General features: G+C 58.1%; 12 protein-coding genes. 9 read left to right on the top strand and 3 right to left on the bottom strand.

Annotation, left to right across the window (positions count from 1 at the left end; translation table 11 throughout):
* Positions 1–4: 4 nt before the first annotated feature.
* Together IG616_RS20830 and IG616_RS20825 are read right to left on the bottom strand one after the other, a co-directional pair.
* A complete protein-coding gene (locus IG616_RS20830; RefSeq protein WP_192150523.1) occupies positions 5–1,483 on the bottom strand; it encodes an ATP-binding protein in 1,479 nt (492 codons plus the stop codon).
* Positions 1,480–2,211 carry a response regulator gene (locus tag IG616_RS20825; RefSeq protein WP_192150521.1) on the bottom strand — a complete coding sequence of 244 codons (732 nt, stop codon included), beginning with the start codon at positions 2,209–2,211 and terminating at the stop codon, positions 1,480–1,482. Before IG616_RS20825 ends, IG616_RS20830 begins: the two co-directional genes overlap by 4 nt.
* Positions 2,212–2,416: 205 nt before the next feature.
* Between IG616_RS20825 and IG616_RS20820 the strand changes: the two genes are divergently transcribed.
* The 5 genes from IG616_RS20820 (at position 2,417) to IG616_RS20800 (ending at position 8,870) form a co-directional block, all read left to right on the top strand.
* A complete protein-coding gene (locus IG616_RS20820) occupies positions 2,417–3,517 on the top strand; it encodes an EF-hand domain-containing protein (RefSeq protein ID WP_192150519.1) in 1,101 nt (366 codons plus the stop codon).
* 627 nt (positions 3,518–4,144) lie between these two features.
* Positions 4,145–5,737: a sensor histidine kinase gene (locus IG616_RS20815; RefSeq protein WP_192150517.1), complete on the top strand. Its 1,593-nt coding sequence runs from the start codon at positions 4,145–4,147 to the stop codon at positions 5,735–5,737.
* 15 nt (positions 5,738–5,752) lie between these two features.
* Entirely contained in the window at positions 5,753–6,577 is an 825-nt protein-coding gene (locus IG616_RS20810) for a response regulator transcription factor (RefSeq protein ID WP_192150515.1), read from the top strand.
* Positions 6,578–7,173: 596 nt separating this feature from the next.
* Complete coding sequence (locus IG616_RS20805; RefSeq protein WP_192150513.1) at positions 7,174–8,304, top strand: type III PLP-dependent enzyme; 1,131 nt, start codon at positions 7,174–7,176, stop codon at positions 8,302–8,304.
* An 11-nt stretch (positions 8,305–8,315) separates the two neighbouring features.
* Positions 8,316–8,870, top strand: a complete 555-nt coding sequence (locus tag IG616_RS20800; protein WP_192150511.1) for a GNAT family N-acetyltransferase — start codon at positions 8,316–8,318, stop codon at positions 8,868–8,870.
* A gap of 683 nt (positions 8,871–9,553) precedes the next feature.
* On the opposite strand, the gene IG616_RS20795 is transcribed toward IG616_RS20800, so the two are convergent.
* Positions 9,554–11,140, bottom strand: a complete 1,587-nt coding sequence (locus tag IG616_RS20795; protein WP_343072409.1) for a SulP family inorganic anion transporter — start codon at positions 11,138–11,140, stop codon at positions 9,554–9,556.
* A gap of 438 nt (positions 11,141–11,578) precedes the next feature.
* Between IG616_RS20795 and IG616_RS20790 the strand changes: the two genes are divergently transcribed.
* From IG616_RS20790 to IG616_RS20775, 4 genes are all read left to right on the top strand, one after another.
* On the top strand, positions 11,579–12,154 hold the full coding sequence (locus IG616_RS20790; protein WP_192150509.1) for an AprI/Inh family metalloprotease inhibitor: 576 nt from the start codon (positions 11,579–11,581) through the stop codon (positions 12,152–12,154).
* Positions 12,155–12,295: 141 nt separating this feature from the next.
* Positions 12,296–13,480: an aminotransferase gene (locus IG616_RS20785; RefSeq protein ID WP_192150507.1), complete on the top strand. Its 1,185-nt coding sequence runs from the start codon at positions 12,296–12,298 to the stop codon at positions 13,478–13,480.
* Between the two features lie 22 nt (positions 13,481–13,502).
* Complete coding sequence (locus tag IG616_RS20780) at positions 13,503–14,534, top strand: asparaginase (RefSeq protein WP_192150505.1); 1,032 nt, start codon at positions 13,503–13,505, stop codon at positions 14,532–14,534.
* Between the two features lie 107 nt (positions 14,535–14,641).
* Entirely contained in the window at positions 14,642–16,336 is a 1,695-nt protein-coding gene (locus IG616_RS20775) for an AAA family ATPase (RefSeq protein WP_192150503.1), read from the top strand.
* The last annotated feature ends 79 nt before the right edge of the window (positions 16,337–16,415 follow it).

Raw genomic sequence — 16,415 nt, 5'->3', positions numbered from 1 at the left:
AAGATCATTCCACCGGCAGCCGGATTTCGGCCTCCAGACCACCTTCGGAGTGATTCTTCAGGCTGATCGTGCCGCCGTGGGCGTGGATGATCGAGCGGGCGATGGCGAGGCCAAGGCCGATTCCGCCGGTCTGCTCGCTGCGCGATTCCTCCAGCCGGACGAAGGGCTCGAACACGTCCTTCATCCTCTCTTCCGGAATGCCGGGCCCCTTGTCACGGATGCGGATCAGCGCATCAGCCGTCGTGGCCTTCAGGTCAATGCTGACGGAACCGCCATAGCGGATGCCGTTTTCAATGATGTTGCGCAGCGCCCGTTTCAGCGCCATGGGCCGGCAAACCGCGAAGACGGCTGCGCTGTTCCCTGTCATGGAGACGTCATGCCCAAGTTCGCTCTGGTCCCGGACAAGGCTCTCCAGCAGATCCTTCAGATCCGCGCGGCTGGTTTCCTCGCGGGTGGCTTCGTCCCGGGCGAAAGACAGGGTCGCCTCGGTCATTTGCGCCATTTCCTCCAGCGTCTCGATGATTTTTTCCCGGTTTTCGTCATCCTCAATGAACTCGGCCCTCAAACGCAGAGAGGTGATCGGGGTTCTCAGATCATGGCTGATGGCGGCGAGCATGCGGGTTCTGTCGGTGACAAAGCGGGTCAGCCGGTCGCGCATCTCGTTGAAAGCACCGGTCAGCGCCCGCACCTCGCTGGGGCCGTCCACCGGCAGCGGCGGCACGTCCTCACCACGGCCAAACCGTTCGGCGGATCTTGCCAGTTCGCGCAAGGGTCTGGAAATCCGGCGCATGGCAAGGGCAACAATCAAAATGATGGCCAGAATGCTCAGCGCCATCTGAACCAGCAGGGGTGTCAGGCTGGGCGGAACAGGCCGGTAATCCGTCGCCATGTTAAACCAGGAGCCGTCCTCCAGCCTGATGGACAGGGTGAGATCTATCTGGGGTCTTGATTTATCGCCGGGATGCTTTTTCTCCCAGGCGGCGATCCGTTTTTCGCGCAGAGCCTGGCGCTGGTTCTCGCTGAGTCCGTCCAGGAGCCTTTGGCGCGGCTCCGGCGGACCGTCCGCCCCGGTCAGGCGGCGGGCAAGGCTGGGGCCCTTGCGGGTGATGTCGAGGTCGATCCGGACCTCTCTTGCGGGCACGAATTGGGACGCCACATAGTTTTGAAGCTGCAGTTCGGTCTTCTTGGTAGCCGGTTCCGAGACAACGGGAGAGGCGCCGATCCAGAAGGCGGCGCTGCGGCTGGAAGAGGCTTCCAGGATGCGCGGGTGAAGCGAGTCCGGCGTGTCCTCAATGAGTTTGGTCAGCGAGATCGACCGGGCGAGCACGTTGTCCCGCGCCACCTCCATCAAGGCGCCCCGGCGCTCGTCATGGAATGCCCAGAGACTGATCGCCTGGGCGGAGACAACTGCCAGAACCAGGAGGGCAATCAGCTGGCCGCCCAGGGTGGACGGCAAAAGGGCGCTGAACCAGCGTTTGATCATGATGCTGCGCTGTCCTGAACCGAGGCAGTAAACATATAGCCGCCGCCCCAGACCGTCTTTATAAGCTTCGGATCCTTGACGTCTTCTTCAATCTTGCGGCGCAGGCGCGAGACCTGATTGTCGATGGAGCGGTCAAAGACATTCGGCATGCGTCCACTGGTGAGATCCAGCAGCTGGTCGCGGGTCAGGACCATCTTCGGGCGCTTCAGGAACGCGCAAAGGAGCTGGAATTCGCCGCTAGAGAGGGCAACAGGCTCGCCTTGCGGATTGTACAGCTCCCGGCGCGGTACATTCAGCTGCCAGCCGTCAAAGCTCATGGTCTCCTGACTGACCGGATCCCGCTCCTTGGGGACCTGGTTGACCCGGCGCAGCACGGCGCGGATGCGGGCGAGGAGTTCGCGCGGATTGAAGGGTTTGGTGACGTAATCATCCGCGCCGATCTCCAGACCGATTACCCGGTCCGTGTCCTCAGCCATGGCAGTCAGAAGGATAACGGGCATGCTTTCGTTGCCGACCAGGTGCCGGCAAAGGGACAGCCCGTCTTCGCCGGGCATCATGATGTCCAGGACCACAAGATCGACGGCGGCAGCCTTCAGGGACTTGCGCGCATGGGCGGCGCTTTCCGCCGTGCTGGCCCGGAACCCGTTCTTGATCAGATAGCGGGCGAGGGTCTCGCGGATGTCCCGGTGGTCATCTACGACCAGGATGTGGGGGCTGGGATCGGTCACCTGTCTCTCCGGTTTTCTGTCATTGTCTGCTTAGATGTTCAGATAAGATCTGAGAACGCCTGTTTCTTTTTGAAGTTGTATCAATTTGTGGCGCCGTCTGTCAGCGGGACAGACCGGTACACTTGCGCCTCTATCCGAGGGTATTTCTGCGACAAACGGTTCCTAGGTTAGGAGTGTCAAGACGAACCACTAGGAGTTCATATCAATGAAACCGTTCAGGACAATTGCAATTGCGGCACTGGCCGCTGGCGTCGCCGGCTCCGCAGTCACCGCCTTCGCCCAGGGGGGCGGCGATTGGGCCGGTGGGGCGCAGATGCAGGGCAAAGGCCCCATGGGCTGGCATATGGGCGGAAAGGGCCCAGGCCATGGCAAGGGATTTGCCCGCATGTTTGAGAAATTCGACCAGAACAGCGACGGCGTCATTACGCAGGACGAAGTCAACGCCGTGATCGAGGCCCGTTTCAAGGCTGGTGACAAGGATGGCAACGGCTCGGTGACCCTTGACGAGTTCTCCGAAGCGGTTCTGGCGGAGTCCAAGCCGATGCAGGTCCGCGTGTTCCAGCGCCTCGACCGGGATGGTGACGGCACGGTCACTACGGAAGAGTTCGATCGCGCCACCGACCGGATGTTTAGCCGCCTCGACCGGGACGGCGATGGTGTTCTGGCGCCAGCACCGCGTGGAGAGCCCGGCAAGGGCAAGCGCGACGGTGGCAAGGATGGCAAGGGCCGTGCGGACCGCGAGGGCATGATGCCCGGTATGGGGCAAGGCATGGGTCCTGGTCACGGTATGGGCTCCGGTCAAGGTATGGGAATGGAGCAGATGGGCGGCGGCATGTTTGCCCTTATCGCCCAGTTTGATAAAGATCAGGATGGCAAGGTCAGCCGGGAAGAGTTCGAGGCTGGCCGGGCGAAGATCTTTGCTCTTGCCGATACGGACGGCTCTGGCGGCTTCTCCCTTCAGGACTTCCCGGCCATCTGGCTGGAAGTGACCAAGCCCCATACGGTCCGCATGTTCCAACGGTTTGATGCGAATGGTGACCTGGGTCTGACCCAGGAGGAAATGGCCGGTCCGATGGCGGATCTCGTCGAGGATATGGACCGTAACGGCGATGGCGTCGTCACCAAGGCCGACTTCCGCCATGGCAAACGTCATGACGGACGGGGGCCGGAGGGCAAGCGCGATGGAGACCGCGGCGGGCGCCACGGTATGGAGCAGGGCGGCAGGGATGGCCATGGCTGGATGCCCCGGCTCTGGGGTCAGGAACCCGGCAACGGGCCTGACGGCAACGGGCCTGACGGCAACTGACGGCAACAAGATTACAAGGCACGGGTGACAAGGGGCGCGCAAGCGCCCCTTCAGATTGATTACAAACCCCTCGGTTTTTGGCGGCTGCCAGAATCGAGGGGTTTTGATTCCGATATGTTCACGATTTGAATCTGTGACGTTCCGTGAATCTGAACCTCTTCGATAGGCTTCAGACTGCTGGCAAAGGTATAAACCCTTCGGCCCCATCCCGGTCAAGCGGCGCGCGCCGGAGCTGGTAGGGAAAAAGATTAACGAATTAAAACGATTGGCTGCCGGGCCGCCTTGCCTTTCGGTGCCAGTTGACGCGCCATTACCTTCAAATTTATGGGTCCACATCCTAGGGCAGGGCGCGCCAGGAGGGGGCTTGTGAGGTCTTCAGCAGGGGCGGCAGCTAGCCTCTTGGCTTTTGCAGTAAGCCCCTTTAGCTGAATTTATAACCTAGAGTTAGTGAAGTTAACTTCACTAACTTGCTTTATTATGCGCATCTTGAATCAGCGCATTTAAAAATATTCCTTTAGCATATCTAAAATTCTAAACATTTTTCCTATTGGTATTTTATCTATGCATTTATAGTTTGTTTCTATTTTCCATGTATTCGTTTGGTTGTAGACATTGGGGAGGTTTTCCTTGCTCCTTTTCCGCCGAAACTGTGATCCACTTGAAGTCATCGAGCTGATTGCCGGTTCCATTCATCACGGGATTTCGCTGGCTGACCGCGATCTCAATCTGGTGATGATCAACCGGACCGCGCAGCGGCTGCTTGATTTGCCGGATAGTCTCTTGAACGAAACGGTCAGTCTGGAAGACCTTTTCCGGTTCAACGCGAACCGTGGCGACTATGGGCCCGGTGACCCGGAAGCTCAGGTTCAGGAGAGGATCAAGGCTCTTCGCAGAGGGGTTGCCCAGGACTTTGTCCGAGAGCGGCCAGGTGGTCAGCTTTTGCGGGTTCAGAGAACGCCCGTTGATCAGGGCGGCTTCGTCACGGTTTATACAGATGTGACGTATGAGCGTATGCAGGAGAAGAAGCTTCAGGAGGCGCACCGTCAGCTGGAAAGCGCGTTGAGCGAGAAAACTTCCGAGTTCGAAGCCAAACGAGATCTTCTGTTCAATGCATTTAACGTCATCTCGGATGGACTGGGCCTGGCCAGTCCGGATGGCCAGATCATTCTGGCGAATGACCGGATGCGGCAGATCTTTCCGGAGGTGGACCGGCTGATCGGGGAAAAGGCGACAGTCCACGAGTTGATCCGCACGGTTTTTCCAGACGAGCCTAAGCGGGATGTCGGCGGAATGCTCTCCGATGAGGAGATGTGGACCGAGCGCTGCTTTCCGGACGGCAAATGGTACAAGGTGTCGCGCAGCCGGAGCAATGATGGCGGGATGATTTCCGTCTACACGGATGTCACCAGCTACAAGGAGCAGCAGGCTGTCCTGCAGAAGCACACCGACGAACTGGTGCGGCTGCTGACCCAGGAAAAAGAGCTGACGGAAATGCAGCGGGAATTCGTTTCGATGGCCTCGCACGAGTTCCGCACGCCATTGGCCATAATCGACAGCAATGCTCAGAGGTTGAAACGCAAGGCGGACGGCATCGAGCCCGAGGCGCTGATGGAACGCATTGACCGGATCCGGGACGCTGTGGACCGGATGCAATATCTCATCAACCGCTTCTTGAACTTCTCTCAGGCCCAGTCCATCGGCGTCGAGGTTCAGGTTGAGCCGGTATCGTTCTGTGAGCTGGTAATGGACGTTTGCGAGCGTCAGCAGAGCGTTTCCAGAAAGCACACGATCCACCTGGATCTGGAAGGGCTTCCGGAAGTCGTGGAGATTGACCGCAGGCTTGTTGAGCAGAGTATCTCGAATATCCTGTCCAACGCCGTGAAATATTCTCCCGGTCGTCCGGATATCTATGTTCGTGGCGGACGGTCAGGAGACTATGCGGTTCTCTCCGTCCGGGATGAGGGGGTTGGGATCCCGAAAGAGGAGATTCCGAAAATTTTCAACCGTTACTACAGGGCGTCCACTTCCAGCGGTATTGCGGGAACCGGCATTGGTCTGAACATGGCGGATCTGATTGTCCGCAAGCATCATGGGCGGGTCGAGATCACCAGCGAGGTCGGTGCAGGGACGAACGTGACTTTGTTCATTCCGGTTCGGGGCAGGAAGATCAAGCGCCCGACCCGGCGGGAGGACGTGCAGTCAATGAGGGAGGCGGGTTAACCCGGCGGCCGTGGCATGAGTGAGAAGGCAACAATTCTGTGTGTCGAAGATGAAACCATGCTCCTGGAAGATCTTAAGGAGGAGCTTGAGGAGGCTGGTTACAAGGTTTTGACAGCGGAGAACGGAAGTTCTGCCGTTACGCTTCTGGAAAAGCACAAACCGGAACTGATCCTGAGCGATGTGATGATGCCGGTTATGGATGGTCCTGCCTTGTTGAGGCATGTCCGGGATCATCTGCCCAAACTCAGTGAGGTGCCGTTTATCTTCCTGACCGCGAAGGCGACGCGGGAAAATCTGATCGAAGGCAAGAGGTTGGGCGTCGATGACTATCTGACCAAGCCTGTCGATTATGATCTCTTGATTGCCACTGTGGAAGCGAGCCTTGGCCAGATCGCCCGCATCAAGCAGCGTACCCAGCAAAAGCTCGAGCAGATTTATGAATTGTTCCAGAAGCAGCAAAAGATGCAAGGGCCGCTGCGGGTGCAGTTCGTGACTGGAAACCATGCGGCCGTACAGCCGATCAGCGCGGCGCTCAACGAACTGGGATGTGCCGTGACGATTGTTCCGGAGGCGCAGCTCGCGCGGAAGGCATTTTCCGTCCGTGAAAGTGATATTGTGTTCCTCGTCTACAGCAAGATCGTTCACTACTATCTCAATTATGTCACCACAGAGGCGCCGCAGAACTGGGGCGGTGTAACCGTGCTGCTCGCGCCGCCGAAACTGTCCGCAGCGCAAAAGGATGCGCTGTTGCAGGCTGGCGTGAATGACTTCATCGAGTATCCGTATCCGCCCGTCGAAGTGTTCAAGCTGATCATGAAACGGATGCAGAAAGCCGCCTGATCCAAGCTGGCGGGCGGCAGGCTCAGCCAGCCCGCAAGCTGTGCGGGACCAGCATTCCCCATCCCAGCCGGGCACCGCTCAGCTGGGGTCAGGCACGGCTGGTACCCTTGAAAAGCCCTATAAGAACCATGGGTTCTGCGGTGTCCCAGAAAAATGCGCATACCCCAAAATTTCCTCTTGAATCGAGGGGCAAATAAGCGCATTTACGGGTTGCCCAAATTCGCACGTGCCCGTGGTCGTCCACGTAGAAGTGCAGCACTTCTGACGGGGCCGCTGATGATCTATCAAGAGATGGCTCAGCAAACCGGACGGCTTAAAGCAACGACGTAAGAGGGCCTTTTAGTCTCTGCCGGGGTTCCAACCTCCGGGGTCACTTTTGAGGCACTTATTACATCATTGCCAGACGTGCGGTTCGGTCTTCCGATCCAATCAACGGCATCACACGCGGGTAAGCGTCCGGTCGCTGCTCATCGAGCAGGTCCTTCGCCCAACCGTCGCCATATGAACGGCCTTGCCTTCCCGGTTCCACCTCGGGGGATCGCGCGGTCTTACATCTGGCTACCTGCGACGTGAAGTTGAACTGACGGGAGTACCCGATGAGCGAACGCATCCGCGATTTTCTCCGCCAGCGGCAAGGGGATGGCCCTTGCGTCGTGGTGGACCTGGACATCGTCCGTGACAATTACAGCGCCTTTGTCAAGGCACTGCCGGACACGTCCGTCTATTACGCCGTCAAGGCGAACCCGGATCCGGCGATCCTGAGCCTTCTGGAAGGCCTCGGCTCGTCCTTCGATTGCGCCTCTGTGGGCGAGATCGGAATGGTTCTGGCCACTGGTGCGGATGCGTCCAGGATTTCCTATGGCAACACGATCAAGAAGGAGCGGGACATTGCGCGCGCCTACGAACTCGGTGTCCGGCTCTTCGCCGTGGACAGTCTCGAAGAAGTCGAAAAAATTGCCCGTGCGGCTCCAGGGGCCCGCGTCCTCTGCCGCGTCCTCTGTGACGGTGCAGGCGCAGAATGGCCGCTCTCCCGCAAGTTCGGATGCGACCCGGCAATGGCTCCCGATGTCCTCGAGCACGCCCACCGCAACGGGCTTGCAGCCTACGGAGTCTCCTTCCACGTCGGCTCCCAGCAAGCCAATCTTGGTGCATGGGATTTCGCTCTCGCCATGGCGGCAGATGTCTTCAAGGAAATGGCCTTCCGGGGCATAGAGCTGAAGATGGTCAACATGGGTGGGGGCTTCCCCACCCGGTATTTGAAGGATGTGCCTGGTGTGCCGAGCTACGGCGAGGCGATCTTCGCGGCACTGGTCAAGCATTTCGGCAACCGTCTGCCCGCAACAATCATCGAGCCGGGCCGCGGCATGGTCGGCAATGCCGGTCTGATTGAAGCGGAAGTCGTGCTCATTTCCCGCAAGTCCGCGGAAGACACGGTCCGATGGGTCTATCTGGACATCGGCAAGTTCCACGGCCTGGCGGAAACCATGGATGAGGCCATCCGCTACCCGATCCGCACACCGCGGGACGGGGATGCGACCGCCCCTTGCGTTCTCGCCGGTCCGACCTGCGACAGCGTCGATGTGATGTATGAAAAGACGCCCTATGAACTTCCGGTCAGCCTGTCCATTGGCGACAAGATCCTGATCGAAGCCTGCGGCGCCTACACCACCACTTATTCTACGGTTGGCTTCAACGGCTTCGCACCGCTCGCCTCCTACGTCATCTGAAGGCTCACGCCATGATCGACATTGTTGATGAAACACCGGCCCACATCGGGGCACGGGAGGATCTGCTCGACCGTTCGTTCGGCCCGGACCGCTTTTTGAAGACCTCAGAGCGTTTGCGCGAAGGCCGTGTTCCGGCCTTTGCCTTCACGGCTCTCGATGACGAAGGCAACCTGGTTGGCACCCTGCGCCTATGGCATGTCACCGACGCTCTGGGCAACCGTGCCCTGCTGCTGGGCCCGCTCGCCGTGGAAGAATCCTGCCGCAGCCAGAAGGTTGGCGCGCGCCTGATGCGCCATGCGCTGAACCAGGCCGCCGTCTCCGGCCATGGTGCGGTCATTCTGGTTGGCGACCTGCCTTACTACGAGCGCTTCGGCTTCGGTGTCGGCCAGCTGGAAAACGTCACCATGCCTGGTCCGGTCGACTGGCACCGGTTCCTTGCCATCGATCTGGTGGAAGGTACCACGGCCCAGATGACCGGCTGTTTGGAAGCTGCCGGTGCGGTGGACCTGTCCGCCATTGGACATCGCCGTTCCGCCCGCCGCGCCCTGCGCCGCCGGGCTGCCTGACCGCAGCAGGCATCTTTTCCGACATGGATTGAAACCCCGGCCGAGAGCCGGGGTTTTGATTGATGCCAAACCTGTCGCCCGGTCATCCCGACTCTCGCTCAGTGTCGTTAGTTCGCCGAAGCTCACGCAACGGTCACCCCGGACGCAGCGCAGCGAAGATCCGGGGCCTACTCATTTGCAGAGAAGAATGGATGGAAGGGCGTGGGGGCAGAACCCGCAAGCTCCGACTGCTTGGAAGGACTTGACGGCTTTCTAGCTTCCATAGCGCGGGGAGCGCCATAGCGAAGCTTTGGGGATGAGTAGGCCCCGGGTCTCGCGCCGCTCGCCCGGGGTGACCTTCGGGTTTTGCGCCACGGTCATCCAACAGGCGTGATGACTGATGAAGGGGCAATCTTCGTCATAAAAAACGCCGCGGCGGGAAAGCCGCGGTGTTTGAATTCGCTGACAAGTCCCCATATCTCAAAAGGCCAATGATAATGGGAGGAAATGGGTGTCACCCCCGCGAAGGCGGGGATCCAGTACCCACTTGAGATGGCTTTTTCCAGAAAACTGGATCCGCGGATACTGGATCCCGGTCTTGGCGCTCACGCACCAAACCGGGATGACGATCGAGGGGGCGTGTCATTGCCCGTAGTCTAAAATGCCGCAGTTTTCACCACGGCGTTTTTATTTGGACCAATGCGTCAGCCCTTGACCGGTTCCGGATCGAACTTGTGGCTATAGTCCACAGCGACTTCGTAATCCGGGTCTTCCAGAACGGAAACTTCCACCAGCGGGCCAGCCTTGGTCAGAAGCTTCTGGCAGTCGCGGGACAGGTGGCGCAGATGCAGGCGCTTGCCGGCAGCGTCATATTTTGACGCCAGAGCATCGATGGCTTCCAGGCCGGAGTGGTCGACCACACGGCTGTCGATGAAGTCGATGACCACATCTTCCGGGTCACCGTTGATGTCGAAGAGGTCCTGGAACCGCGTGGTGGAGCCGAAGAACAGCGGGCCCGACAGACGGTAGACCTTCCAGCCTTCCTTGGAGGTGCCGGTACGCGCGTTGATGCGGCTGGCCGCATTCCAGGCATAGGCGAGGGCGGAGATGATCACACCGACCACCACCGCAACAGCAAGGTCCGAATAGACGGTGACGCCGGTCACCAGCACGATGACGATCGCGTCGGTCATCGGGATGCGGTGCATGATCTTCAGGCTGGTCCAGGCAAAGGTGCCGATCACGACCATGAACATCACGCCCACCAGTGCCGCAACCGGAATGCGCTCGATGAGCGGGGAAGCAACGAGGATGAAGGACAAAAGCAGCAGCGCCGCCACGATACCGGAAATGCGGGTGCGGGCACCGGACTTCACGTTGATCATGGACTGGCCGATCATGGCGCAGCCGCCCATGCCGCCGAAGAAGCCGGTCACCACGTTGGCCGCGCCCTGAGCAAGGCACTCTTTCGAGGCGCCGCCTTTAGTGCCGGTCAGGTCGGCAACAAGGTTCAGTGTCAGCAGGGACTCGATCAGGCCAATTGCGGCGAGGATCAGGGCGTAGGGGGCGATGATCTTCAGCGTTTCAAGGGTGAGCGGCACCATCGGAATGTGGAACTCGGGCAGACCGCCTGCGATGGACGCCAGATCGCCGACCGAACGGGTGTCGAGACCAAGGCCGAGCACGATGGCCGAACAGGCCAGAATGCCCGCGAGAGGGGCCGGGAAGGCGGATGTGAGCTTGGGCATGAGCCAGATGACGGCCATGGTGAGAGCCACAAGACCGAGCATGAGATAGAGATCCATGCCGCTGACCCAGGTGAAGCCCCCGGCGCCATCAGGTTCCTTGAACTGGCCGAGCTGCGCCAGGAAAATGACGATGGCAAGGCCGTTGACGAAACCAAGCATCACCGGATGGGGAACCATGCGGATGAACTTGCCCCATTTCAACAGGCCGACGGCGATCTGGATGATGCCCATCAGCACGACGGTGGCGAAGAGATATTCAACCCCGTGGGTGGCAACCAGGGACACCATGACCACGGCCAGTGCGCCGGTAGCCCCCGAGATCATGCCCGGGCGGCCGCCGAAGACGGCGGTGATCAGGCCGATGAAGAAGGCCGCGTAAAGGCCAACCAGCGGATTGACCCCGGCCACAAAGGCAAAGGCGACGGCTTCGGGAACAAGGGCCAGCGCAACGGTCAGGCCTGCCAGCAGCTCGGTCTTGATGCGGGACGGGGTAAGTTTGACGTCGTCAGCAACGGAAAGGGGCGCGGCGGCGCGTGCTGTCACGGGTATCTCCAGCTCTTGGCTTGGTAGTGGATTGTCACGCCTGGAAGCACAGCAGCAGGAAACCAGCTGCAAGGACGTGAGGATTTCAAGATTTCCTGAAGCTTTTACGCGGTTTTCCGCGATGCAGCAAGAGAGGGAGCGTGAGTTTGCGGTATCCGGCCGTGTTCTTGATAGGGCTCTTGTCGCAACGCCCAGGACATGGTGAACAGAAACCTCGCAATGATTGTTACCTGAGATCTTTGTGGTTCTCAGATCCGGTTCTTAAAGAGAGAGGCATTTCACATGCTTTTCATTAATTGGCTGGTGATCATGTTCCCAAACAGTTTGCGCGGCTGCCTTCCTGATAAGCTCTTTCTATAAATTTGGTTGTATCCATCACTTCAACTCTCGCGTTGATGGATTGGGGAACACGTGATTTCAGGAAAAACATTCGGTAGCTTGCTGCTTTTGCCGGTCATTGTAGCAGGGTGTCAGACTGACGGTCCGCCAGATGGCTATTCTCGTCCCTCTGGCTATGGTGTGTCCGAGCCGGGCTGGATCAGTCCGCCTCCCTTCGGCGGTCAGATCAGCAAGGACTATTCCCGCTCCAAGACCCGGACCTGGGTTTCGGAAGACGGAACCCGCCACACAAGAAGCTCAGGCAGCAATGTCCGTATGTCAGTGGACCCGAACGCGGCGGCGGGCATGATGTCCGACTTGCTTGGCGGTGGCAGCAGCCTGCCAGGGTACCATTCGGCCGCAAGGCCGGACGCTTATCTCGGCAAGTGGCGTGTCGCTGCGGCCGGGCGCGAATGCGAGCTGACCTTGAGTCAGGGGCGGGCAAACGGAGGGCGGGCCTCCGTCTTCGGCTGCATGAACACGGATCTGATCAAGGTCGGATCCTGGAGCCTGCGGGGATACGAGCTGGTCTTGTCCAGCTTCGTGGGAGACCCTGTTGCCAGCCTGCGTGTCACGCAGCCGAACAGAATGGACGGCAGCATTCAGGGCGGAACACCGATGACCGCTTGGCGGTAAGGTTCGGGCTTCGTAGGGTTCATTCAGACGGGACGGCCTGCCGCTTCAAAGGGGTTGCCTCTCGACGTTCCCATCTGCCGCAGGTACAACCGCCCAAGATGGGCTTGCCGCCCTGTGAGTCTCCTGGGAGGAACGCCCCCTATGAAGCCGACGAACCCCGTCTTTACCGGACTGCCCACCACTGTGTTCGAGACCATGTCCCGTCTCGCCATGGCGCATCAGGCGGTCAATCTGGGGCAGGGCTTTCCGGATGTGGACGGGCCGCTCGACATCCGCAAGGCGGCTGCCAAGGCGCTGATCGATGGGCCGAACCAGTATCCTCCCATGCTTGGCCTGCCGGAGCTGCGCCAGGCCGTGGCGGCTGCAAACAAGCGGTTCTATGGGCTGGACGTCGACTGGCAGACCCAGGTGGTGGTGACCTCTGGGGCGACGGAAGCGCTGACCGACTGCATTCTGGCTTTGATCGAGCCGGGCGATGAAGTCATCATCGTTGAGCCGCTTTATGACTGCTATCTGCCGCTGGTGAAGCGGGCAGGGGGCATTCCGGTGCGTCTACGCGTCTCGCCGCCTGCCTGGAAGCTGGATCTGGTGGCGCTGGCCGGCGCTTTCACAGAAAACACCAAGGCGATCCTCATCAACAACCCGATGAACCCGACGGCGAAGGTCTTCACGGAGACGGAGCTGGCGGCCATCGCCAGCCTGTGTGTGCAGCATGACGTCTTTGCCATTTGCGATGAAGTCTATGAGCATCTGGTCTTTGATGGTGCCGCCCACCGGCCGCTGATGACCTTTGACGGTATGTACGACCGCTGCGTGCGCATCGGATCTGCCGGCAAGACCTTCTCGCTCACTGGCTGGAAGGTGGGCTATGTCACCGGCTCGGCCCATCTGATCGATCCGATTGCCAAGGCGCATCAGTATGTGACTTTCACAACGCCGCCGAACCTGCAGAAAGCCGTCGCATTCGGTCTTGCCAAGGACGACAGCTACTACGAGGAACTTGCCAGCGATCTTGCCGCCAAGCGGGACCGGATGGCGGCAGGTCTTTCGGAAATCGGCTTCGGCGTGCTGCCTTGCGCGGCGACCTATTTCCTTACCTGCGGCATCACCGGTCTCGGCCTTGGCGGTACGGACGTCGAGGTCTGCCGCCGCATGGTGGAGGAGGCAGGCGTGGCCGCCGTGCCCGTTTCCGCCTTTTACGCGGGCGAAGCTTCGACCGATTTCATCCGGTTCTGCTTCTGCAAGCAGGATCATGTGCTGGACGAGGCGCTGGACCGGCTGGGCCGCTGGATCGCCAGTGCCCGTACTGCAGACGCTGCCCAGTAATCCGTCAATGCAAGGAAAGCCGATGACCAATCCCGTAACTGTTGAAGTGACCCGGGGCGATGCCGTGGAATGCCGCCACCGGGGGGCGCTTGCGGTGGTGGACAGCTCCGGCAAGATCGTCTGCGCCATTGGCGACATCGAGCAGCGGGTCTTCCCGCGCTCGGCCATCAAGGCGCTTCAGGCCCTGCCGCTGGTGGAGTCCGGCGCCGCCGAGGCGCTGGACTTTGACGATGCCGAGCTCGCGCTCGCCTGCTCGTCCCACAATGGCGAGGCAGTGCATGTCAGTGCGGCGCGGGTCATGCTTTTGAAGGCAGGACTTGCGGAAGAGGATCTGGAGTGCGGCAGCCACTGGCCGAGGCGTCTGGAGGATATTGCCGCTCTCGTTCGCGCGGATGAAGAACCGGGACCGCTCTACAACAATTGCTCGGGCAAGCATGCAGGCTTTCTGGGTCTCGCCAAGGTCCTCGGCATGCCAACCAAGGGCTATGTCTCCAAGGACCATCCGGTTCAGCAGGAAATCCGCAAGGTGATCGAGGAATTCACCTGTGCACCGGTGAGCGAGGATGTCTGCGGCATCGACGGCTGTTCCATCCCGACCTATGCCAGCCCCTTGAGCGGGCTTGCGCGCGCCTTTGCCGTTTTCGGCACCGGTGAGGGACTGGATCCTGACCGGGCAGAGGCTTGTGAAAAGCTCTATGAGGCCTGCGTCAACGAGCCCTTCATGGTGGCGGGCACAGGCCGTTTCTGCACCGAAGTCATGGATGTGTTCAAGGGCCGGGTCTTTGCCAAGACCGGCGCTGAAGGCGTGTTCTGCGCCTGCGTTCCGGAGCTTGGGTTTGGCATAGCACTGAAATGCGATGACGGCGCAACACGCGGCTCGGAGGCCATGATGGCCGCCTGCCTGGAAATCATGCTCGACCTCTCCGACGACGAGCGCAAGGTCCTTGCCCGTTTCGCCAATCCGGCGGTCCTGACCCGCAAGGACGTGAAAGCCGGAGAAGTGCGTCCTTCCCATGAATTTGTCGAGGAGCTGAGGGCGGCGCTGGCGGGGTAAGTCTGGGCTTGGGGGAGTAGGAGTAAGCTGACAAAAGAGTTGTCAATTAAACTTGGGCTTGCGAGAATTTCAGATTGTACAGCGTCCTGTGCAGTGGGGGAGGGCGAATGTTTCTGAAGCAAGTAAGCATTAGGCGTTTCAAGCGCGTCGAGGGAGTAACATTCGGTCTATCTGATGTGAATGTAATTATTGGCGGAAATAATTCTGGTAAGAGTACGCTGATACAAGGTCTCCACTTTGCGTTCTCACTTTTTCAGTCACTTACTATATCAAACAAATGGCCTGCGCAGACCAAGAAATCTACCACGATAAGTCCATCGGAGTTGATATATATTCCATCAGATGATCCTTATTCTCTCGGTTATGGTGGGCGTCTCCTCGAGGATAAAGATAAAGCAATTAGCCTCGATTTTGTCTTCGATGATGGAAATCAAGTTGGGTTGAGCGTCAGAAAAGGTCGTATTACCAACATACTGGTTGAGCCGACAAACGTAGATTTGGCGAAGAAATTATCAAGTCTCGAGGCTCCTTTTACGATATTTTCGCCAGGGCTCGCCGGAGTTTCCAGAAATGAGAGCCTCGTATCCGATGGCGTGTTGTTGCGCGTGCTCGCGAGAGGAGATGCTAATATCGTCCTTAGGAATATATTGTATCGGCTGAAGCAGAAGGATGAGTGGTTTAAATTTGAAGCAGATGTTGCGGAGTTGTTTCCTAATGTTAGCATTAGTGTCGTTTTTAATCAGTCTGTTGATCAATTTATACTTGTAACTATAAATGATGGATTTAGAGAGGTTCCTCTTGATCTATCTGGGACTGGTTTGTTGCAAGCTATTCAGATACTTGCGTATCTTCACTTGTTCTCGCCTCGCATTATTATACTTGATGAGCCCGACTCTCATCTTCATCCAAATAATCAACGATTGCTCTGTTCATTACTTAAGACGATTTCTGATGAGCGTAATGTTCAAGTAATAATTACTACCCATTCAAGACATGTTCTGGATGCAATGTACAGTGATGCTAGGTTGCTTTGGGTTCAGGATGGTGCGATCAGTGTAGTTTCAGCGGAAGATCAGATTGATCTTTTGTTGGAACTTGGCGCATTGGATATAAAAGAGAAGCTGAACTCTGGGAAATTTGATTATGTTGTTCTTACGGAAGATAAGAATTCTAGTTATTTTTATCTTCTGATGAGAAATTCTGGGTATGATCACGACAGATCAACGCTTCTTCCTTACAATGGCGTCACCTCAATTCATCTTCTGAAGCCCCTTATTCGTCAGATTAAGGATATATCGGACGCGGTTGTAATCGTTCACCGTGACAGGGACTATCTTGATCCGGATGAAATTGAACTTTGGAAGAAAGAGATTCGAGCCCTCGACGCAGAACCGTTTGTAACTCTCGGGATTGATATTGAATCTTATTTTTGTTCAGATGAATATATTAGCTTTGTGGGCAAGGAAATTGCAGATTTTAATTTGGCGAAATTCAAGGATCGATTGGCTGAAGGCGAGGTCGACGAGGTTATAGCTAGTTATGTGAACGGACGTGTGGATACGGAGCGAAAGGCTGGGACGATCGGGAAGTTGGATTATGGCAGGCTAAGCGTTGCCGCAGCAAAGGCAGTTCAAGCTGATGTACTAGGATTTATGAAGGGTAAGAGGAAGCTTGCGAAGACTCGTAAGCTATTTAACGAAATTTATAATGTGCGCTATGAGATAGCAAAGGATGCGTTACTACCCTCTGATCCTGAGCTTTCAGCAATCCAGCAGAAGAATAAGATGAAGAATGCTCCGTGAAGGTAGCGTTGACGTGCATGTAAGTCTGCCGAAACTCCCACCTCTCCCAAGCTGGGAGAGGTCGCCGCGCAGCGCCGGG

The sequence above is a fragment of the Roseibium litorale genome, assembly GCF_014842915.1.
GTDB classification, from domain to species: Bacteria; Pseudomonadota; Alphaproteobacteria; order Rhizobiales; family Stappiaceae; genus Roseibium; species Roseibium litorale.
Note: the sequence above shows the minus strand (reverse complement) of the source record. Positions and strands in the feature narration are given on the sequence as shown.

What these genes read in the sequence shown, in the direction of transcription:
- IG616_RS20830 (WP_192150523.1), bottom strand. Translation starts at nt 1,483, where the DNA reads ATGATCAAACGCTGGTTCAGCGCCCTTTTGCCGTCCACCCTGGGCGGC.
- IG616_RS20820 (WP_192150519.1), top strand. Translation starts at nt 2,417, where the DNA reads ATGAAACCGTTCAGGACAATTGCAATTGCGGCACTGGCCGCTGGCGTC.
- IG616_RS20810 (WP_192150515.1), top strand. Translation starts at nt 5,753, where the DNA reads ATGAGTGAGAAGGCAACAATTCTGTGTGTCGAAGATGAAACCATGCTC.
- IG616_RS20775 (WP_192150503.1), top strand. Translation starts at nt 14,642, where the DNA reads ATGTTTCTGAAGCAAGTAAGCATTAGGCGTTTCAAGCGCGTCGAGGGA.
- IG616_RS20785 (WP_192150507.1), top strand. Translation starts at nt 12,296, where the DNA reads ATGAAGCCGACGAACCCCGTCTTTACCGGACTGCCCACCACTGTGTTC.
- IG616_RS20780 (WP_192150505.1), top strand. Translation starts at nt 13,503, where the DNA reads ATGACCAATCCCGTAACTGTTGAAGTGACCCGGGGCGATGCCGTGGAA.
- IG616_RS20805 (WP_192150513.1), top strand. Translation starts at nt 7,174, where the DNA reads ATGAGCGAACGCATCCGCGATTTTCTCCGCCAGCGGCAAGGGGATGGC.
- IG616_RS20800 (WP_192150511.1), top strand. Translation starts at nt 8,316, where the DNA reads ATGATCGACATTGTTGATGAAACACCGGCCCACATCGGGGCACGGGAG.